Annotated in this window: 19 protein-coding genes; 7 read left to right on the top strand and 12 right to left on the bottom strand. The window is 42.1% G+C overall.

Going from position 1 to position 21214, the window contains the following annotated elements:
* Positions 1-3: 3 nt before the first annotated feature.
* The 4 genes from KS2013_RS05810 (at position 4) to KS2013_RS05795 (ending at position 4435) form a co-directional block, all read left to right on the top strand.
* Complete coding sequence (locus KS2013_RS05810) at positions 4-486, top strand: low molecular weight protein-tyrosine-phosphatase (protein ID WP_068991038.1); 483 nt, start codon at positions 4-6, stop codon at positions 484-486.
* Positions 483-1022 carry a DUF924 family protein gene (locus tag KS2013_RS05805; protein ID WP_068991036.1) on the top strand — a complete coding sequence of 180 codons (540 nt, stop codon included), beginning with the start codon at positions 483-485 and terminating at the stop codon, positions 1020-1022. The genes KS2013_RS05810 and KS2013_RS05805 overlap by 4 nt, the downstream gene beginning before the upstream one ends.
* A 118-nt stretch (positions 1023-1140) precedes the next feature.
* Positions 1141-2907 carry an arginine--tRNA ligase gene (argS, locus tag KS2013_RS05800; protein ID WP_068991035.1) on the top strand — a complete coding sequence of 589 codons (1767 nt, stop codon included), beginning with the start codon at positions 1141-1143 and terminating at the stop codon, positions 2905-2907.
* 94 nt (positions 2908-3001) lie between these two features.
* Entirely contained in the window at positions 3002-4435 is a 1434-nt protein-coding gene (locus tag KS2013_RS05795; RefSeq protein ID WP_068991031.1) for an NAD-dependent succinate-semialdehyde dehydrogenase, read from the top strand.
* A 64-nt stretch (positions 4436-4499) separates the two neighbouring features.
* Here the strand turns inward: KS2013_RS05795 and KS2013_RS05790 are convergent, their stop codons facing one another.
* From KS2013_RS05790 to KS2013_RS05775, 4 genes are all read right to left on the bottom strand, one after another.
* Positions 4500-6125, bottom strand: a complete 1626-nt coding sequence (locus tag KS2013_RS05790; RefSeq protein WP_068991030.1) for a BCCT family transporter — start codon at positions 6123-6125, stop codon at positions 4500-4502.
* 9 nt (positions 6126-6134) lie between these two features.
* A complete protein-coding gene (locus KS2013_RS05785) occupies positions 6135-7241 on the bottom strand; it encodes a hypothetical protein (RefSeq protein WP_068991029.1) in 1107 nt (368 codons plus the stop codon).
* Between the two features lie 195 nt (positions 7242-7436).
* Entirely contained in the window at positions 7437-8825 is a 1389-nt protein-coding gene (locus tag KS2013_RS05780; RefSeq protein ID WP_068991027.1) for an MBL fold metallo-hydrolase RNA specificity domain-containing protein, read from the bottom strand.
* A complete protein-coding gene (locus tag KS2013_RS05775; RefSeq protein WP_169816858.1) occupies positions 8815-10410 on the bottom strand; it encodes a Na/Pi cotransporter family protein in 1596 nt (531 codons plus the stop codon). Before KS2013_RS05775 ends, KS2013_RS05780 begins: the two co-directional genes overlap by 11 nt.
* A 141-nt stretch (positions 10411-10551) precedes the next feature.
* Between KS2013_RS05775 and KS2013_RS05770 the strand changes: the two genes are divergently transcribed.
* Positions 10552-11541 (top strand): NAD(P)-dependent oxidoreductase, encoded by a 990-nt coding sequence (locus KS2013_RS05770; RefSeq protein ID WP_068991020.1) that lies wholly within the window; start codon positions 10552-10554, stop codon positions 11539-11541.
* Here KS2013_RS05770 and KS2013_RS05765 read toward each other — a convergent pair.
* From KS2013_RS05765 to KS2013_RS05750, 4 genes are read right to left on the bottom strand one after another with little or no spacing between them, the layout of a single operon-like run.
* A complete protein-coding gene (locus KS2013_RS05765; RefSeq protein WP_068991017.1) occupies positions 11525-14179 on the bottom strand; it encodes a cation-translocating P-type ATPase in 2655 nt (884 codons plus the stop codon). The two genes, KS2013_RS05770 and KS2013_RS05765, sit on opposite strands and share 17 nt — an antisense overlap.
* A gap of 25 nt (positions 14180-14204) precedes the next feature.
* Positions 14205-15092, bottom strand: coding sequence for a ribose-phosphate diphosphokinase (locus KS2013_RS05760; RefSeq protein ID WP_068991014.1), 888 nt, complete (start codon positions 15090-15092; stop codon positions 14205-14207).
* Positions 15089-16603, bottom strand: coding sequence for a thymidine phosphorylase family protein (locus KS2013_RS05755; RefSeq protein WP_068991011.1), 1515 nt, complete (start codon positions 16601-16603; stop codon positions 15089-15091). The genes KS2013_RS05760 and KS2013_RS05755 overlap by 4 nt, the downstream gene beginning before the upstream one ends.
* A gap of 13 nt (positions 16604-16616) precedes the next feature.
* Positions 16617-16907 carry a hypothetical protein gene (locus KS2013_RS05750; RefSeq protein ID WP_068991008.1) on the bottom strand — a complete coding sequence of 97 codons (291 nt, stop codon included), beginning with the start codon at positions 16905-16907 and terminating at the stop codon, positions 16617-16619.
* A gap of 165 nt (positions 16908-17072) precedes the next feature.
* Between KS2013_RS05750 and KS2013_RS05745 the strand changes: the two genes are divergently transcribed.
* Positions 17073-17348 carry a DUF5676 family membrane protein gene (locus KS2013_RS05745; RefSeq protein ID WP_156768976.1) on the top strand — a complete coding sequence of 92 codons (276 nt, stop codon included), beginning with the start codon at positions 17073-17075 and terminating at the stop codon, positions 17346-17348.
* Between the two features lie 60 nt (positions 17349-17408).
* On the opposite strand, the gene KS2013_RS05740 is transcribed toward KS2013_RS05745, so the two are convergent.
* Positions 17409-17828, bottom strand: a complete 420-nt coding sequence (locus tag KS2013_RS05740) for an Hsp20/alpha crystallin family protein (protein ID WP_068991006.1) — start codon at positions 17826-17828, stop codon at positions 17409-17411.
* A gap of 299 nt (positions 17829-18127) precedes the next feature.
* Between KS2013_RS05740 and KS2013_RS05735 the strand changes: the two genes are divergently transcribed.
* Positions 18128-18751 (top strand): LysE family translocator, encoded by a 624-nt coding sequence (locus KS2013_RS05735; protein ID WP_068991005.1) that lies wholly within the window; start codon positions 18128-18130, stop codon positions 18749-18751.
* 49 nt (positions 18752-18800) lie between these two features.
* On the opposite strand, the gene KS2013_RS05730 is transcribed toward KS2013_RS05735, so the two are convergent.
* The 3 genes from KS2013_RS05730 to KS2013_RS05720 all read right to left on the bottom strand — a co-directional run bounded on the left by KS2013_RS05730 (position 18801) and on the right by KS2013_RS05720 (position 21214).
* The gene (locus KS2013_RS05730) at positions 18801-19562 is read right to left on the bottom strand and encodes a glucose 1-dehydrogenase (RefSeq protein WP_068991001.1); all 762 of its coding nucleotides are present in this window, start codon (positions 19560-19562) and stop codon (positions 18801-18803) included.
* 297 nt (positions 19563-19859) lie between these two features.
* Positions 19860-20327 (bottom strand): YybH family protein, encoded by a 468-nt coding sequence (locus KS2013_RS05725; protein ID WP_068990999.1) that lies wholly within the window; start codon positions 20325-20327, stop codon positions 19860-19862.
* Positions 20328-20335: 8 nt separating this feature from the next.
* Positions 20336-21214: a copper resistance D family protein gene (locus tag KS2013_RS05720; RefSeq protein ID WP_068990996.1), complete on the bottom strand. Its 879-nt coding sequence runs from the start codon at positions 21212-21214 to the stop codon at positions 20336-20338.

The raw sequence follows: 21214 nt of genomic DNA, 5'->3' as shown, positions 1-21214 counted from the left end.
GTGATGTCTCAATTTTCTGTACTTTTTGTTTGTCTAGGCAATATTTGCCGTTCACCTACAGCCGAAGGTGTATTCCAGCATAAAGTCAATGAGGCTGGCCTGGATCACCTGGTCAAAGTTGATTCAGCTGGAACCAGCGCCTTCCATGTGGGTGAAGCCCCCGACCAGCGCTCACAGCAAGAAGCGCGTAAGGCTGGATACGATTTATCCTATATTCGCTCCCGGAAGGCTCAAGCTACAGATTTCGTTGACTTTGACTTGGTCATCGCCATGGATTTAGAGAATTATCACAATTTATCTCTATTAAAAACAAATGGTTATGATGATAAATTAAAGCTGTTTATACGTGACTATGCACCTGAACTAGAAATAGAAGAAGTCCCTGATCCTTATTATGGCGGTGCCGAAGGGTTTACCAAAGTACTCAATATGATTGAAACTGCCAGTGACAATCTGTTGAGTGAAATAAAAGAGCGGCTGGTATGAACGCCGGAGATGTACTTGGTTTTTGGTTTGAGACTTTAGAACCTAAACAGTGGTGGCAGAAAGATAAAGAACTGGATCTAACTATCAGTGAACGCTTTGGTGAGCTTCATAAAAAGGTCAGTCAGGGAGAATATTACGAATGGCGTGATACTCCCGAGGGCAGCTTAGCGGAAATTATCGTGCTTGATCAGTTTTCCAGAAATATTTACAGAGGCTCGGCGGAAGCCTTCAGGTACGATGGCCAGGCACTGACACTATCTCAGGTTGCAATTGATAAAGGCTATGATGCACGGCTAAGCCAGGTCGAGAGGCAATTTTTATATTTACCGTTCATGCATAGTGAGTCTAAGCTGATACACCAACATGCTGTCCGCTTGTTCTCTCAGCTTGGTGATGATTATGGATATGACTTCGAGCTCAAGCATAAGGCCATTATTGATAGATTTGGCCGCTATCCTCACCGTAATGATGCTTTAAACAGACAGTCAACAGCGGAAGAGCTGGAGTTTTTACAGCAGCCAGGCTCCTCTTTTTAGTAATAACCTGTCAAATCGATGATTAATGCCCGCTACCATAGCAATTCTGCTATGGATTTTAGTATAATGCCGGCAGTTTTTTGAACCTCATTCTCTTTACACATTAAGAAGTTAAGCCATGTTAACCACCATTGAACAAGATTTAAGCCAACTTTTTGGTCAGGCATTTGAAGCAAACGATTTATCATTCGATTTCGGGGGAACTGTGCGCTGCTCTAGACCAGAGCTGGGTGATTTTCAATGTAATGGTGCCATGGCAGCAGCGAAGCAGGGTGCCGGAAATCCATTTGTCACCGCTGAAAAAGTGGTAGCGTCACTGCCGGATAACGATATCGTGAAAAACATTGATGTTGTTCGCCCAGGCTTTATAAACGTTTTCCTACATGAAGACTATTTAGCGGAAAAACTAACAACTTCCAGTCAGGATAATACCTTCGGTTGCCACGAAAATTTGGCAGATACCAAGGTTATGATAGATTTTGGTGGGCCAAACGTTGCGAAGTCTATGCATGTAGGGCATTTACGTACAGCTATTATCGGTGACTCGCTACAAAGGATTTTCCGCTTCAAAGGATACAATGTTGTCTCTGATGCACATCTGGGCGACTGGGGTACTCAGATGGGCATGCTGATTGAAGGCTTAAAAAAGCGCCAACCTGATTTGCCTTATTTTGATAAAGATTTTACTGGACCTTACCCCGAGGAGTCTCCGGTCACTATTCAGGATCTTGAGACAATCTATCCTGAAGAGTCGGGTTTATGTAAGACAGATGAAGAAGCCGCCGAGAAAGCGAGACAGGCCACACTTGAGTTGCAGAATGGCAGAGAGGGGTATCGAGCCTTATGGCAGCATTTTGTAAACGTTTCCATCGCTACCTTGAAACGAGACTATGGCGAGCTAGGTGTTTCTTTTGATCTATGGAAAGGGGAAAGTGATGCAGACCCGTTTATCCCTAAAATTCTAGAAGAACTGGATGAAAAAGGAATTTCCATAAAAGACCAGGGGGCCTTAATCGTTCCTTTTGTCGACGACCAGGGTGAGAAAGTCATGCCTCCGCTTATTTTGCGTAAATCAGATGGTGCTGTAATGTACGGTACAACTGACTTGGCTACACTTTATGAGCGTGTTTATGATGACCATGCACAGATTGTTCTATATGTGGTTGATGGTCGTCAGCAACAGCACTTTAAGCAAGTGTTTGCCGCAGCTGACCTAATGGGTATGAACGAAAAGACCCAGTATGAACACACCTATTTCGGTACTGTTAATGGCAAAGATGGAAAGCCATTTAAAACCCGTAGTGGTGGAGTCATGAAATTACATGACTTAATTCAAATGGCTAAAGATGAAGCTCATAAAAAACTTGCTGAGTCGAACTTTGGTAAGGACTTTGAAGATGAGGAAAAGGATGAAATTGCTCATAAGGTTGCAATTTCAACGTTAAAATTTGCCGATCTAAGAAACTTCCGTATCAAGGATTACATCTTTGATTTAGAAAAGTTTAGTGAATTTGAAGGAAAAACAGGCCCATATTTGTTGATGCAAGTGGCCCGTATAAAATCAATTTTGCGTAAAGCAGCTGATATTGATGCGGTTCCAGGCGACCTGTTATCTACTTCTGATAATGAAAAGGGATTAACCTTTAAACTTCTGGAGTTTAATTCTGCTTTGGATAAGACTATCGAAAAAAGAGCACCACATTTCTTATGTGAGCATTTATATAACTTGGCTCAGGAGTTTAGTTCTTTTTATCAGAAACAGCACATCCTCAAAGAGCCAGATGACGCCAAGCGTGCCAGTCTGCTTCAATTATCCTCAATTTGCCTGAAGCAACTTGAAATGGGTTTAGAGTTACTTGGAATTGAAACGCTTGAAAGGATGTAAGTCATTTGAAATACAAATATCACGATTGGTTCTTTTGAAAAAATTCCAATGTTCGTTAAGATGGCTTCTATCACGGAGCCATTTTTTTTTGGATATGAATAAAGAATTATTGAAAGAACAGGCATTTATCAATGGTGAATGGATATCTACGGATAATACTTTCAATGTAGATAATCCTTTTGATAACGGTGTAATAGCATCGGTTGCAGACTGTACTGAGAATCATGCCGAACAAGCTATTGATGCCGCTGCAACAGCTTTTGAAAGCTGGAAAACCACAACTGCAAAGGAACGATCAGAGCTACTTTTATCCTGGTATAAACTGACCATTGATCATGCTGATGAGTTAGCAGAACTTTTAACCATTGAACAGGGCAAACCCTTAGAGGAAGCAAAAGGAGAAATTCTATATGGTGCTTCTTACATTAAATGGTTTTCTGAAGAAGCATTAAGGATTAACGGTGACCTAATACCTTCTCCTGATGGTAATAAAGATATTCAGGTGCATAAGTTACCAGTTGGCGTAGTAGGTATCATTACTCCCTGGAATTTCCCACAGGCGATGATTGCCAGAAAGGTTGCACCAGCTCTAGCAGCAGGTTGTACAGTAGTCATAAAGCCAGCTTCTGAAACACCTTTATCCGCATTGGCAATGGCTGACCTGGCGCAAAAAGCAGGAATTCCTGATGGCGTAATCAATATCCTGCCAACAACCAGTTCGAGTGACATTGGAAAAGTGCTCACATCCAGTCCTTTAGTTAGAAAAATTTCGTTCACTGGATCTACTGCCGTTGGTAAAACATTAATTGCTCAATCAGCTGATAATGTACAGAAAGTTACTATGGAGCTGGGAGGTAATGCACCATTTATCGTATTTGATGATGCAAACCTTGAGGATGCTGTTGATGGGCTAATGGCTAGTAAGTTTAGAAACTCGGGACAGACTTGCGTTTGTGCAAATAGAGTCTTTGTTCATGAAGATTTGTATGAAGAGTTTGTCAAAGAACTAGGAAATAAAGTCTCAGCACTAACCCTAGGAAACGGGTTAACGAAAGGCGTTGAAATCACTCCTCTTATTAACCAGAAAGGGATTGATAAGGCGTTAGGGTTGATAAAAAGTGCTGCCGAAGAAGGTGCTGAAGTTTTGGTCGGTGGAGGTGTGAGTAAAGAATTTGAAAATATCGTGCAACCAACCATTTTAAGCAAGGTAACCACGGACATGGATATTGCTAAGGAAGAAATCTTTGGCCCGGTCATCACTTTGATCTCATTTAGTGACGACGATGAGGTGATTTCTGCTGCTAACAGTGTTCCTGTTGGGCTTGCCGCTTACGCCTATACCGAAGATAGACACCGGATAAAGCGTCTTATTAAAGACATTGAAACGGGTATGATAGGAATAAATACAGGAATGCTCTCGAATGAAATGGCGCCATTCGGCGGCGTTAAAGAGTCTGGAATGGGCCGTGAGGGTTCCAAGTACGGTATTAGTGACTATTTGGATATTAAGTACGCTTGTATCGTGTAGTTACAATCTTTACCTAATATTAAAAAAAAGCCCCAAACAGGGGCTTTTTTATTTTTAGCTCACTCTAAACTTTGGTCTTTCTTTTATAGTTAAGGTTATAAGCGGCTCTGAGGCCCATAAATAAACTCACACACATCAATAGCAACACAACTGAGAAGGGGAGACCGACAGTAATAGCTGCCGCCTGAAGGGCACTTAAAGCTTTTGCGCCGCCTCCAAAGAGAAGTACCGCCGCAATGACACCTTCCATCGTAGCCCAGAAAACTCGTTGAGTCACAGGTGCGTCAAGTTTACCGCCAGCTGTAATGCTATCAATCACCAGAGAACCTGAGTCTGATGAAGTGATGAAGAACACCAATACTAAAATGATTGCAATTGCTGATGTGATCGTTGTTAAAGGCAGATTTTCCAGCATCTGGAATAAAGCCAGTGAGCTATCACTGATACCGTCTGCCAGTTTACCTACTTCACCTTTAACCTGCTCAATACCTGATCGTCCAAAAACAGTCATCCAGACAACGGTAAGCAGAGTCGGTATCACGAGCACAGCTGAAATGAACTGTCTTACGGTACGGCCTTTTGAAACACGTGCAATAAACATACCAACAAATGGTGACCACGATATCCACCAAGCCCAGTAGAAGATCGTCCAGCCTTTATAAAAGCCCTGATCTTCACGACCAATCCAGTTACTCAAAGGAATGATGTTTTCAACGTAGCTCATAAAGGTTGAGCCAAAACCACCCAGTAGAAGTGTGGTTGAGCTTGCGATGAATACAAAGATCATCAATATGGCAGCTAATGACATATTAAGGTTACTAAGTACTCTTACGCCACCTTCAATACCACGAACAACTGAGAAAATAGCTATCACAGTAACCCCAAATATTATCGCCAGCTGAGTGGTGATGGTATTTGGAATATCTTCATATAGAAAGTGTAGACCTGCGGCAGCCTGACTGGCACCAAGGCCTAGAGAAGTTGCCAAACCAAAGATTGTAGCCAGCACAGCTACCGTATCAATGATATTACCGGTTGTCCCCCATACTCTGTCTCCCAAAAGAGGGTAGAAAGTAGAACGAATGGTTAGCGGCAAGTTACAGTTATAGGCGAAGAACGCTAATGAAAGACCAACAACTGCATAAATGCCCCAGGGGTGTAGTCCCCAGTGGAACATGGTCGCACCCATGGCAGTACTTTGAGAGTCTGGAGTGCCGGGTGGTACGTTAAACGGAGTTGAGGCGCTGTCACTTGTGAAGTAGCCGACTGGTTCTGCAACACCGAAAAACATGAGTCCAATCCCCATACCGGCCGCAAATAACATAGCAAACCAGGATAAAATGGAGAACTCTGGTTTAGCCGCTTTACCGCCGATCCTTATTCGACCATACGGTGATAAAAGCAGGCCAATACAGAATAATACAAAAATATTACCGCTAATCATAAATAACCAGTCGAAATTATCAGTCGACCAGTTTCGGGCTGCCTGGTAATACTCACCAGACTTATCAGGAAATAATAACGTTAATACAACGAAGAAAACCACAAAGAATGCTGAGACGAAAAATACTGGGTTATGGAGATCCATACCCAGTACTTCAACGTTATGTTCACCGACCTCGTGATCAGCATCGTATTTCTCATGCAGTGGGTTTTGTGGCGTCTGTTCTGACTTTTCAGTCTCGCTCATGAATCCCCCTTAGAAATAATAACCAATATTAATATTTAAACGTGAATGCCATTTTTCAGGACCGTCATAAACACCGATACCCGGGCCTCCGGCAAACCACATGTTTTTACCGGCAATCCAGTCGATATAAGTATAAAGTCCATTTTTAATTAAAGTGCACCCCGTAACATTCTGTATTGAGTCTGTTAAACCTGGTTTATCACTTGTTGCGGTGTAGGTGAAATCGTTGTAGCAGACAACGTTATCGACGAACTCATTACCCACTTCAAATGTTTTTGCGATGTTGAAGCTGGTTACATTAGCTTCTGAAGCCATTTCGAAAGGAAAGTCGAAGGCTGACATTGCGATTCGATTATCAGCTGTCTGAAGCTCTGGAGCGTCTTCGTAATAGTAGTAAATATGTTGCAACTGTACATTCCAGCTATCATAGTTACCATCAAAATGAACCGCTGCAGCAGCATGCTCGCCTTTTTTACCGGTTGTACGGTTTCGGAATTTACCAGCCTGTAAAGATCCGCCTATGACATGATCTCCCCACTGGTATTGAGCACGAAAGTTACCATGCCCATCCTCTTTGTTGTCTCTTCCTTCGATGCTGGCAACATCAAAAGAATAACGACCGTAACGAGCGGAGTCGTCGTACTCACTATTAAAAAAGTAGGCTGTATCGTAGGTCCAGTTACCAGAAGTGTGAGTCCACTTTGCGCCGGTATCATAATCATCTTCAAATCCAAGATAATAAGTACCGCCAAACCACCAGCCATGTGAGGCGTATGGGCTTATACCAAAAGGTACTTGAGATACACCAACGGCTAGCCGGTTATCATCATCAAAGTTATAACCAACTTCGGCATGGTGAACGGCGTTGAAGGTTTGGTAAAAGCGGAATTGAGAATCGACAAACCATTTACCTTTGGTGATATCGACGTCTACAGCGAAAAGCTCAAAATCAAACTGACCGTCACTATCGTCAGTATAATCCTTCCAGCTGTAATTGAGGCGAACGGCGCCTCCAATGTTAACGTCGGCTTCCTCTTCTTCGGCGTGAGATACGGATGGAGCTACAGCAACTGCACATAAAGCTACTAGAGATAGCTTAGTTAAGTTGTTAATCATAACAAGTCCCTCATATCCTATATTCATTTACCACTATACCGAGCATACAAAGTAAATCAAATCGGTATTAGAGGAGGGTGCTGGTAAAAAAAGCACCTGAATATCAAGTTACAAGAAAGGTATGGCTAGTCTAAATCCACACCAGCATAAGGGTGGGCAAGGTAACATACATAATTACACAATTAAATCAGAGAGTTACAAAGTAAAGCTTTGACCTCTACTGGCAATTGTGATATCGGCAGGGGTATGTTTTTGTAAGTACTCTTTGAACTCCTTTATGGTCGACTTTGAGCCATGATTTAATATTACTGGAGGTTGATTGCTGAAGCACTGATACCATTTTAGTAACTCGGTTTGTCCTGCGTGAGCAGAAAAACCTCCTATGGTATGGACAGAAGCTGCAACTCTTACTGACTCTCCCCACAGTTTAATAAAAGGTGCCTTATCAATAATACGTCTGCCAACTGTGCCTTCAGGCTGAAACCCTGTGATAATGAGATCGCATTGACTTCGCCATAAATTGTGTTTCATATGATGTTTAATGCGACCGCCAGTCATCATGCCGCTACCAGCGATAATTATAGCGCCACTTTTTATTGAATTAAGAGCCATTGATTCCTGAGTATCGGCCGTGAAATGCAGTTTGGGGATATAACTTTTCAAAGCGCCTTTTGACCAGAATGGTTGCGTTTCTTTTTTATATAGATGTGCGTATCGTTCATAAGCTTCTGTCACTCTGATCGCCATTGGACTATCAAGAAAAATATCCCACTTCTCAAGTCCCCAGTCATGATAGTATTTCGCGAAGTAGTGAAGTATGGTTTGCGTACGGCCTACGGCAAAGGCAGGTATTAATACATTACCTCCGTCCTCGGCAGCATGTTTAATAGCGTCTCTTAACTCATTAATTGAAGAATCCCAACTGGTATGATCCCTATTGCCATAAGTGGATTCCATGATAACCAGATCAGGCTGTCCATCTATATCCGGATCCTGCTGAATAGGTGCTCCGGGATTACCTATATCTCCGCTGAAGACTACCGTTTTTTTCTGACCCTGCTCGTGAGTAGTAAATTCAACATGGGATGACCCTAAAATATGTCCAGCGTTTCTTAATTGAAAGCTGATATCCTTATCAAGCTGAATCATTTCACGGTACTGTATGGGCTCTAGTTGACTCAGAACGGAGGGGACATCCTGACGAGTATAGAGTGGTTCAATTTCCTCTAATCCCTTCCTCAGTCGCTTTTTGTTATTCCATTCAGCTTCTTTCTCCTGCAAATAAGCACTATCGATTAGTAATATTTCGAGTAACTCTCTGTTCGCTTCATGACAATATATGGGACCTTTATAACCAGACTTAACCAGAAGGGGAAGTCGTCCACTGTGATCAATATGGCCGTGAGTCAGGATGACTGCATCTATCTCAGCTGGTTCAAAAGGGAATGGATCAGAGTTTCTTTTTTCATTTCTCCAAGAGCCCTGTATTAGACCGCAGTCGATCACAAAACGACGATTGTTTGTCTCAATTTCTGAGCATGAGCCAGTAACTTCTTCTGCAGCTCCATGAATACTAATCCTCATGTGGTTCCTCCTTTCCTATTAGACTAATACTATTTATTGCACTGATAAAGTATTTGCTGGATGTATACAGCTGTTTGTTAATATTGAGCAGGGTAGAGATTTGCTCAATGGGCATATCTTGCGCCACTTCATTACTGAAGAGGCTCTCTTGAGTCGATTTGAATTTATGATAAAAATTTTCCTGATATTCCGTTACATCCTGCCACTGATAATTATCATTTGGATCCAACTGTTCCGCTTCATCATGGAAAAAGCTGTTCACTTCTTGATATAAAGGCACCACATCCTTTTGGTCTAAAAGCTTCTGTATATCCAGCACTTCCAGGTCAGGTACAATATCCTTTAACGATTTTGCAGAATAGATGCCATCTCTGACCGTCGATAACAGACAGAAAATATCTTTACTTTGCTGATCATTAATCACCTGTTTTGAAAATTTATGGGAGGTATCAATGAAAATACCTTCTGCTTTTTTTAGAACCAGGTATTCATTTATATAACTGTCATAGCCTTTAAGGCAGTGTTGATTAAATTTAGCGACTGACTTTAAAAAATGCAGAGTCTCATCTCTTAATTGATGCAAAGCCACCGCAGGTGCATTTAATGCAATGAGTGAGAAGCGAGCCTCTACCGTGTTTGGCTGCTCACTAAACCTCTGCGAAATAAATCTTACAAATGGGTTGATAAAAGGTGTAAATAAAAGAATACCGAAGCCATTCATCATGCTATGGAAGGTAACTATTGGCAGAAGAGGATCATCCCAGTTAAGCCAGGCCAGAATGGTAGGAACTTGAGGCAGTATCAAAAATAACCCAGTCATTGATATCACAACATTAAAACTAAAGTGGGACAGGGCAAGTTGCTTTTTAATTTTAGCGCCGTTGATACTTCCCAGCGCAGCAGTGCTGGTGGTACCTAAGTCAGCTCCGATAACCACAGCTATGGCACTTTCCAAATTAATGATACCGGCATTAGCTGCACTCAAAGTCATTATCATGACAGCTGAACTTGATTGGAATAAAACCGCCAGGATCAGACCAGTAATAAAGAAGCCAATTGGTGCAGCGCCACCGGAGGTACTGATGGTTATTGTTTCACTGATACCAAGGGTGGAATTTTTTATCAGATCAAGGCTGAATAAGATTAAACCAATACTAATAATCAGGGAGAGAATTAGGGTATAACGAGCTCTCTCTCTAAAAAATAGACGTGCTAACGCTGTTACTCCAATCAGATATATGGCAGCGTCGCCTAAACTAACTTTAAATCCGAGTAATGTAACCAACCAGCCGGTAGCTGTAGTTCCCAGGTTCGCGCCAAATATAACGCCGATTGCTTGCTTTAAGTTGAGTAATTTTGAGCTCGCCAGTGCCAGGACGATTAAAGTTAACAAAGAGCTGCTCTGGATTAGAGCCGTACAAACTGCACCTGTTATAACTGCTGATAAGGTATTATTGGTCCAGCGCCCTATAAAGTAATGAAGTTTACCGGAAGCCAGTTTTGTCAGGTTAGCTTCAACCATAGACATTCCCCAGAGAAATATACCTATCCCTGAAACTAAAGCTAACCAGTCCAAATCAAGCATGACGTCAGAATACTCTTTATTGGGTTATTTTATAATATAACACTATCACTGTTTTAGCCCTCTAGTTTATTGATAAGAGTCAACAAATATGGGTTAAAGTCATCTATAATGACTAAGAAGTTTGATTAATCAGGGACTGTTATGCATATCATATTCTTTGGAGTTCAAGATTTTGAACAGCAGATTTACAAAAGTAAGAACCAAGAGTTGTTTAATTTTGAGTTATCTCTGGTTAATGATAATTTCAGTGAGGATAATGCCAGACTGCTCTCGCAAGCTGACGCCATCAGCATTTTTGCCAATAACCCATTAGATGATTCTCTTCTTGCTCTTGCAGCCTCCTGTGGAATTAAGCTTATTCTTCTACGCTCTACAGGCTATGACCACGTTGATTTGAAGGCTGCAAAGCGACTAGGCATTACTGTTATGAATGTCCCAGCTTACTCGCCGCAATCGGTTGCTGAACATGCCGTAACACTTTTATTATGTCTTTATAGAAAAATATTTGTCTTACGACAGCAATTACAGCGACAAAACTTTAAACTAAATGGCAACCTGGGCGAGAGCGTTTATGATAAAACCGTTGGTGTCATTGGGGTCGGTGATATAGGCACTGCCTTTGCTAGGATTATGAGAGGTTTTGGATGCAAAGTGCTTGGTTATGATCCAGTGATTAATCGGCTTGAAACGCCTGACCTGGAATGGGTCCCGCTGGATGAATTATATGAACGTTCGGACATAATCAGTCTTCATTGCCCCTTAAACGAATCCACACAACAGCTGATTAATAAAGATACTCTGCAATTGATGAAAGAGGGCGTTACTATTTTAAACACGTCTCGAGGTAGAGTTATTCAGACTGACGACTTGCTGGATGCTTTAGAATCACAAAAGGTACGTTATGCCGGTCTTGATGTTTACGATAAAGAGAAAGGGCTCTTCTTTCAGCAGCATCATGAGCCAATAGCTGACGATAACTTTAATCGTCTGACTTCCATGGATAATGTGATTATCACTCCTCATATTGCTTTTTATACAAGTGACTCAATAAACAATATTGCCCATACGACACTTTTAAACGCTAAAGACTTCCTATCGTTGGGTGCTCAGGCAGCTAATGTGGTTGAATAAACCGCTGAAGCATGTTGGTAAAAGTGTATACCAGTACTGTGACTGAACTGAAAGCCAATACCAGCAACCAGGCAGCACCATCGATATCCACAATATTTAAAACACGGGATAATAAAGGGACGTAAACCGCTACTAATATCAGAACAGCACAAATCCCCAATGCGATCCAAACGTAACCGTTACGAATAACTTCATTGTTCCAGAAAGTCTTATTATCTTCGCGCATATTAAAGACGTGTAACAATTGTGAAATTGCCAAGGTTAAAAAGGCAACCGTTACCGCATGATCAGATGAAGATTCAAAATAGTAGAGATCAATTAGAAAGGCAGAAAAAACCAGGGTCGTAAGCATCAGTGCATGAGTGACTATTTTTTGCCAGTGTTTAGACTCAATGATACGCTCTGATTGCTCTCGCGGTGGCTTCTCCATTTCTTCAGTTTCCCCTTTACAGGCACCAAGGGCAAGTGCAGGGAAGACATCAGTTACAAGGTTTAAGAATAGAATTTGCAGCGGCAGAAGAGGAATTGGAAATCCAGATAGAACGGCTACCGATACGACTAAAATTTCGCTTAAATTACAGGAGAGCAGGTAAAGTACGAACTTACGAATATTATTAAAAACTGAGCGCCCCTGAGCAATTGCTTCAGCAATAGCTGGGAACGAGTCGTCCAGTAAAACCATATCGGCAGCTTGCTTAGCAACTTCAGTACCTCGAATCCCCATCGCTATACCGATATCAGCGTTTTTCAATGCGGGACCATCGTTGACACCATCACCAGTCATCGCCACCACATGATCCCGTGACTGATAGAACTCAGCTAAATCATATTTTTGTCTAGGACTGACCCGAGAAAAAACATCAACATCATAAAGCTCATCATTTTTCTCTGTATTTCCGACATCAGTGAGCGCTTTTAACTCGATGCCCGTCATGGTGTGACAGTCCTTTCCAGACTTAACTAATTGTGCTTTCTGTGCAATTTTATTGGCGGTTAAACCATTATCTCCTGTTACCATTATGATACGAATACCCGCATTGTGGCATTGCTCAATCGCTTCAGGAACGGTCTCCCTTAGAGGGTCTTCCATGCCAACGACTCCGACCAGGCAGAAGTTATTAGTAATGTCTGCTGTTGCTTTAGTATCCAGGCGATAGCCAAGAGCCAGCACACGCAAACCTGACTCTGCCATTTGATTTACGTTAGCCAGCCATTGTGTTTTCAATGATTCTGTTAACGCTATCTGTTCATTACCCTTAAGGTAATGGCTACAATGTTCGAGAATACTCTCAGGAGCGCCCTTGATAGAGGCCTGGCAGTGATCATTCTTTGGCAACTCATGGCTTACTATCATTAGCCGGATATCCGGGTCGAAAGGTAGTTCTGCCACTTTTTTAAATTGTTCTATATTTTTAATACGATCTGGAATTGACCCAGACGCCATTTTTAACAAAGCCAACTCAATTGGGTCACCACTGTCTTGGTCTCTGTCAGCATTGTTGCAGAGTACCGCAATTTCCATCAGCTTTTCCAAAGTAGAGTGACTAGTTATTGGGGCGGTTTTATCAAGCACCACAAACTCACTAACTTCAATCAGGACTTCAGTAACCAACATTTTATTTTCGGTTAAAGTACCAGTTTTATCGGTCATAATCAGAGTCGTAGATCCCAGTGTTTCAACAGCTGACAAACGTTCAATCAAGACATTTTTTTGGGCCAGCTTGAGCATTGAGCGTGCTAAAACCAAAGTCGTCACTATCAGCATGCCCTCTGGAATAGCCGCGACCGCCAGAGCAATACTGGTTTTAACAAGTTCGAGGTAAGACTCTGCTTTAATAAGTCCGAGTATGGTAATCACCACAATAAGACCTAACGTCAGCTTGATTAACTGCCCGCTTAACTGCTGTATTCGCTCTTCTAACGGTGAACGCTCCGGTGCTGCTTCAGATATCAGAGTGCTAATTTTCCCTAGTTCTGTATGCGTACCGGTATTCACGACCACGGCAGTAGCCGTCCCCCTTAATACAGCCGTTCCTTTATACAGTATTCGACTATTTTGTATGTCATCAGAGAGCAGAGTGGGGCTATGACTTTTGGCTATGGGTAATGACTCGCCTGTTAAGGGTGACTCGTCAGCCTGTAGCTTATTTGAATCAAGCAGACACATATCAGCTGTGATTAGATCACCAGCATTAAGTAGTACGATATCGCCCGGAACCAGCTCTGAAGCATTAATCGTTACTTTATTACCATTGCGGAGGACCACGGCGTGGGCTTCGCTCATCTTCCTTAGAGCCTCCATGGAATCAAGTGCCTTAAACTCAGTTATTGCGCCAATAGAAGCATTGATGAACAAGACTGCTATGATGGCGTACATTTCTAAATAATCTTGGAAAACTAATGAAATGAAAACGGCAATTAACAATAGCCAGGCAATTGGATTAGTGAACTGATTGAGAATGATCTGGAGTAGGGAGGTACGTTGTTGTTGAATGATGTCATTCGGACCATATTGCTTTTGCCGTTCATCAACCTCAACGGCTGTAAGTCCTTCACTGGCCTTACTCTGTAAAACAGTCAGTAACTCTGAGTTATCAAGAGTGGCTAGCTGCTTTATGGATACATTTCCTGAGTTCATTTCTTCTATCTAATGTAACGATAATTTATGTTACCAGACTGGCATAAGCTCGACTGATTTCCTCTGAGACATCAACCTGGTTGGACATATGAGGAATTGTGTTAGTAGTAACGACTTGAGCAAATTGCGATTGAGTCAGTCTTAAATATGCGTCTTCAACAAAAATGGCATGGGTAGCAATACATACACTATTATCAAAACCCTCAAATTTTAAATGCTCCCCAATTCCTGCCATTGTAAATCCGGTGGAAATGATGTCATCGATGACTACTGGCGTGTACTCTCGGTAATCATTGAGTCCATCAATAAATATAGAAACATCTTTATCGCCTTTTCTCATTTTTTCAGCCACTAAATAAGGCTGACTCAACTCTCCAGCAACGGGGGCGACCCACTGAGTGCTTTCCATATCAGGTCCAATAATGACTGGGTTATCAATATGTTTGATGATCCACTCCACAACTGACTGTCTGCTATGTGCATTCGCTGTAGGGATGGTGAATATGTCATTCAGATCGTGGATCCGGTGTAAATGTGGTTCGACGGTAATCAATTTATCAACATGGTCACTCATCAATGATGCAAAATGCTTGGCCAACTTAGATTCGCCAAGTTTAAATTCAGCATCCTGACGCATATAAGGCAGGTAGGGAGCAATTAATATGATTTCTTGAGCTTTCCTCTCTCTTAAAATTCTAGTCAAAAGGAACAGAGGAAGTACTTTTTCATTGGGATGAGACAGGTCAGTCATGATGACGATGGAACGGCCATGTACTTCACTTTTTAACGCCATGCTGGACTCACCGTCAGGAAAACTTCTTATATGTAACTCACCCAGATCAGCACCGATTCTATGACGTATTTTTGCGGACAAATTAAGATTTCCGGACAGGTCGAGAAATAATGGATTCATTGCACATCCTTCAATAAAATCATATCGGAGTGTTCCAGATAATAGTTTAATGCATACTCAAGTTCGCCGGGCGAGTCTGCATGAATCGTTAAGAGGGGCTGATCAACATCCACGGTGTCACCGACCTTTGCATGAAGGTAAATCCCCGCCGTTTTATCTGCCGGAGCACCGGCCAATTTGGCCAGACGAGCAAGCTGACGGTTGTCGATTTCACTAATAACAGCTTTAGTCTTGGTATTTATAGCATAGGTGCAGCTCGAAGTTCGTGGCTCACAGAAACCACCCTGAGACATGCAGATCTGCATGAATTTCTTGCACGCCTGCCCTGATTTAAGTGTATCTAATGCCAGTTTATAACCTCTACCTACAGGCACATGCTCCGCTAGCTCTAAAAGATTACCAGCGAGACTCAAGGCCCTTTCTTTTAAATCCTGCGGTGCATGAGGCTCATTACGTAATACAGAAAGAACATCTTGTGCTTCAAGAGCTGGCCCAACACCATTGCCTATAGGCTGAGAACCATCGGTTAATACCACCTTTACTATAATTCCAAGCTTTTTACCGGTATTCACAAGCTGCTCAGATAGAGCTTCAGCAGCAGCTTTACTTCTCATTTTTGCAGTTTTGCCCACCGGGATATCAATAAGAACTCTATCGGAGCCAGCCGCAATTTTTTTTGATAAAATTGATGCGATTAGTTGTCCTTCAAAGTCTATATCCAAGGCTTTTTCTACCGTGATTAAAATATCATCTGACGGGCTTAGACTGACCGAACCTCCCCAGGCGAGACAACCTCCGGTTTCTTTAACGATGCTTTTCAAGTCTTCAAATGTGAAGTCGACATTAGTCATGGTTTCCATCACATCAGCAGTACCAGCCGGGGATGTGATTGCTCGAGATGATGTTTTAGGGATGGTTAAACCGTTAGCAGCCAGAATAGAAACAACAATAGGGGAGGTTCGGTTCCCCGGCAGACCACCAATACAGTGTTTATCAACCACAATGTCAGCATCCCACTCCAGACGCTGGCCAGTGTTAACCATGGCTTCGGTTAAATACACGATTTCATCAGGCTCAAGACCACCGTTAGCGCAAGCGGTGATGAAGGAGGCCAGATGTACATTCATATAGAGTCCATCGACTATATCTCTAATAACGCAGTTATATTGTTTGCGATTGAGTTTGTGTCCAAAGGCTTTTGCTCTGATAAAAGCGAGGGATTCTATCTGGGGTGCATGACTGAGCTTAAGGCGTTCTCCAGGTTTAACCTTCAATTCGCGCCATGCCTTTTCCGAGAGGCCAGCGTGACCGGGCTCAAGCAATTCGCTATATACTATCATCAGTGTTGCAAGTAACTTCCTGTCATTAACCTCTACCGTAATCCGAGACATTGACTCAAATCCCTCGGAGCGAGCTACTGGAGACTCGCTTCTGAGGAAAATTACTGGCTCATGACCGGTATCAATCCCTAAGCGATATGCAAGGGGAAGGGTAGTCTCAGGTTGCTTCATATTTTTTTAATAATCAATTAGATAGCTTGCTAGACTTAATACTTTGCTTTAAGTCCTCATAGGCATGTTTTAATTCCTTACCTAACTGATGGAAGCCCTCGCCGACATCATCTGCGGCTTTACCAGCACCTTTGCTTATAGCTCTGAATTTGGTTGAAAAAGACTCCCACTGGTGTTCGGCTTCGACCCATTTGTCTCTAAGTTCGGCTTTAGCTAAGTGAGCTTGAAGTTTAAGATCGTCACGCTCGGCCTTGATTCGCTCATAAAGCTCCTGAGCCTCTTTTTTACGTTTTTCTTCACTCATAATGACATCTCCTTATACACATAGTGAATATCTAGGTATAACACAGAATACTTATAAATTGTTGATGTAAATCAAAAATAGTTGCTCATAAAATGACCTACGTCAAACCAATTCATATGGATAGGAATATAATACTAAGAATGAGTCGACGTTAGTAAGGAGACTATGATGAAAGTAAATGCTATACGACTAGGCATTGCTACCGCATTAGGTTTAGCCGTTATCTGGATTTTATGTGTTGTTTTGGTCTGGTTACTTCCAGGCATGACCATGGCCGTATTTGCAGATATGATGCACGGTAAAGCCTCTGAAATGGTAATGGGCTGGCATTTAACATTATCAGGATTTTTCGTAGGAATGTTCGCATGGTCGGTATGTGGTGGGATTACAGCCTGGTTAATAGGCACCATATACAACAAAATGTCGTCTAACGACGCTTGATAAGTCGTCAATAAAAGAAGGGCGGGTGAAGTAATCACACGCCCTTACAGATCTCTTATGCTAAGAAATATCAACGTTAATTGACTTGCTGGCTTCTCCTGGCTTTTTCAGCAGATGAAGATAAAGCATCCCGTCCTTATGCTCGGCCTTGATAGACTGCTCATCGACATTATCAGGTAAAGAGAAACTTCTCGAAAAATGACCATAGAAGCGCTCAGTACGATGATGCTTCTTATCGCTTTTCTCGAATTTACGCACGCCAGTGAGCGTCAGTACATGATTGTTGATCGAAACCTTAATATCTTCCTTTTTCACTTCAGGTAACTCAGCCTTGACCGTGAATTCCTTTTCATCTTCATCGATATCAACCATTGGTGACCAGTCGTTCTGATCAAAACTTAGGAAGCCATTGTTAGTTGGGAAGAAACGATCATAAATAGCTTCTAAGTCCTTAAAGGGTGTCCGTTTTGATAGTTCCATAAGTTACACCTCCAAATGATTCATCTATTAGACAAATACCGTCCAAAAAGAAGTATGGATCGTTTCCAACATAGCCGTATTGACGTAGGTCAAATTTTGAACAGCTAACAATCATATATGCGCATAACTTATATTATGTTAAATTGATTATTTATGATAATAAGATAGTTATTGAAACTAAGCTAATACTGCTGATTGGTTGTAAACGCTCTTAAGCTCCCTAAGTTATATTCCCTCTTCGAATCTATGTTAAACTTCGCAGCCGTACTGTTACTTCATATATAAAACAACTTGTCAGCATGCTAGATACCACATTACTTTTACTCTTTATACCAACGTTTCTTGTCATTTCTGCAACGCCGGGAATGTGTATGACCCTGGCGCTCACGCTTGGTATGAGTATTGGTGTGCGCCGCACCATGTATATGATGTGGGGAGAATTGATTGGTGTAGCGCTGGTTTCAGTGTTGGCTGTGGTTGGCGTGGCCAGCATCATGCTGAACTACCCTTCTGCATTTATGGTTCTCAAATACGCTGGCGGCGCTTATTTGATTTACCTTGGGGTACAGATGTGGCGCTCACGGGGCAAAATGGCCATTGACCTGGGCGATGACTATTCGAAAAGTGTCTCCGGTCGACAACTCGCGACCCAGGGTTTCGTCACTGCGATCGCCAACCCTAAAGGCTGGGCTTTTACCGTCTCTTTGTTACCTTCTTTTATCAACCCAGAGATGCCGATGCCACCACAACTCGCAGCTCTGGTTGTCATCATATTATTAAGTGAGTTTACGTTTTTAATGCTCTATGCCACCGGTGGAAAGACCCTAAGAAGTATGTTGCAGCGCAGTGACAATGTGCGATTGATCAACCGACTTTCCGGTAGCTTAATGATGGCAGTCGGTATCTGGTTGGCATTAGGCTGAAGGTTATAGCGTGTAAATTCACTCTATAGATCCAAGTGAGTAGCAAGAGTTACCTGGCCAAGTAACCACCATCAACATCAAGCGCCTGCCCAGTTATAAAACTTGAATGTTCGGAGCAAAGCCATAGAACACAGTCAGCGACTTCTTCTGGCTGTCCGACACGTTCCATCGGTTGTAGCTTGGCGAATTCTTTAAAGGTTTCTGGATCGTTGCCAGTAACACGCTGTACCATTTCAGTGTCGATAACGGCAGGACATAACGCATTAATTCGAATTGAGCGTGTGGCGTATTCCAGTGCGGCGGTTTTGGTGAGCTGTATTACACCCCCTTTTGACGCACAGTAAGCCGGTAGTGAATTAAAGCCAACTTTACCCGCAATTGAGGCGGTATTAACGATTGAACTTCCTACGCTTTTAAGCATAATCGGTAATTCATATTTCATACAGTTGAAGACGCCGGTCAGATTAATGGCTATGGTTCTATCCCAGTTTTCGAAAGTACAATCAGCAGTATCAGCCTGCTCTCCTTCAATACCGGCATTATTGAAAGCGTAATTAAGTCGTCCGTATTTTGATTCGATCTTTTCTATGAGCTTCTTAACCGTCTTATGGTTGCTAACATCAGCTTTGATGAAAACAGCTTCGCCGTTATCGGCATTAATTTCTTCTGCTACTGCCTGGCCCCGCTTCTCATCAACGTCAGATAAGATCACGATATCACCTCGATTAGCGAATGCCTTAGCTGTCGCCTTGCCTATTCCTGCACTGGCACCCGTGACCAGAGCAACTTTTTTATCCGTATCCGAGCTCATAGTAGTTTCCTTTTAGTTTTCAGGGTACTTGATTAACTGGAATGATTACCCTGCCTATCTTAGGCTTGTTGCGACTGATGCTTCCTCACTTATCCTTTCATCTACTTTAAAAATTATAAGTATTAACCTTCCTGGTTAGTAAGCCATCAAGTTGTTAAAAGATAACATAAGCTAATCAACTTTTCGTTGATCAGGGTCAGGTAAACTGTATCTTAATTGCTTATAAGCGTACCTTCTTTTACTTTGTAAGTAGGGAGATAAAAAAGCCAGCTGATAGCTCAAACTGGCCAAATATCCTTAAGACCAATGAACTCGGATAACCTTCCAGGCACTCCTCACTTTTTTGAGAACCAAGGTTTCTATAGAGACTTTATTCAGTTCCTTCCCTTTGAAAGAGCCAGTTAACTTAGAACGAGAACTAGATATAGCTATATCGCCATTTATCATGATATTTCTCTCTATAAGCTTGCTATCGATACTCGCTAAAAACTTCATATCTGACTTCATGTGATGGCTCGCATACTCTTCAAGCGATCGCTCTGCCCCACTACCTTCGAAAATTAAAACGTCCTCCGCAAGAATAGTTTTAATCGTTTCTACATCGGAGTTTTGTAAAGCTGCATGAAACTGAGCAACGACTTTTCCCACTTCGGTATCAGTATTGACCATTAATGGGGATTGTTCTTCTTTTTTATCGCCATGCGAAAAAGCACTGAATGAGAAAGCCATTAATAGTATGGCGGTGAATATTTTTTTAAGTAGCATAAAAACTCCTAGTGATTAATACCAACAATGGTAGTTAGCAAAGCGGTTACCAGCAAAACGCCATAACCGATGATATTTTCTTTCTTAATTGATTTAGAAATGTCTGTTGTTTTTACTGAGTCCGTCAGTAGCTTTTCGGAAAGAACGAACTTGTGATATGCCGCTAGCCCCAGCATGACAAGAACGAGCGCAATCTTTAGGCTAAAAGTAACAATGTATTCAGTCGCGACGGGATTGTCGCCTAGAATCATTAGCTTCAGTGATAAACCAAGCCCAGCTATGAAAAGTATGATGACGATGACGATTCCCAGCTTTGAGTAATGACTCAACATTTGGGAGCTATTCTTTTTATTATAAGTTTCAACCGACCTCGATAGCGGCGCTAACGATCCGGCCCAGGCTAAAGCTACCAGCACGTGTGACAACAATAGGAACTGCCAGTACCATTCCAGGTCTGCAATATGCCCAACCGCTGTAAATGACCAAAGCACACAAAGTACAGAGGGTAGAAGGACTACAGCAAGCAAGGAGCTTTTTAGCTGAAATATCTTTTTATGAAATAGCATCAGCACAAACAGAAAATAGGCTAATCCCAGCGTTCGAAATAGCAGCAAATCGCCATTACCGGTCGAGTACAGTAGCTGGATAATATCAGCATCAAACATGCCACCAAATCCAGACTGCGCAAAGCCCCCTACCTGTGTGAAAAAGTAGCCAACAGTGCCAATAATGCCGAGGACTACCTTAATCATTATACTTTTATAGCTCTCTTTCAGGGCATTACTTTTAATTAATATCAGCGCTACAACTCCAAGAATGGTTGCAACACCGATATAAGTACCAAATTTAAAAATTGCCGATAATAAGCTCCAAAGATCTGTGTTCAT

Source organism: Kangiella sediminilitoris (assembly GCF_001708405.1).
Classification (GTDB): Bacteria; Pseudomonadota; Gammaproteobacteria; order Enterobacterales; family Kangiellaceae; genus Kangiella; species Kangiella sediminilitoris.
The sequence above is the reverse complement of the archived record's forward strand: the minus strand, read 5'-3'. Positions and strand labels throughout refer to the sequence as shown.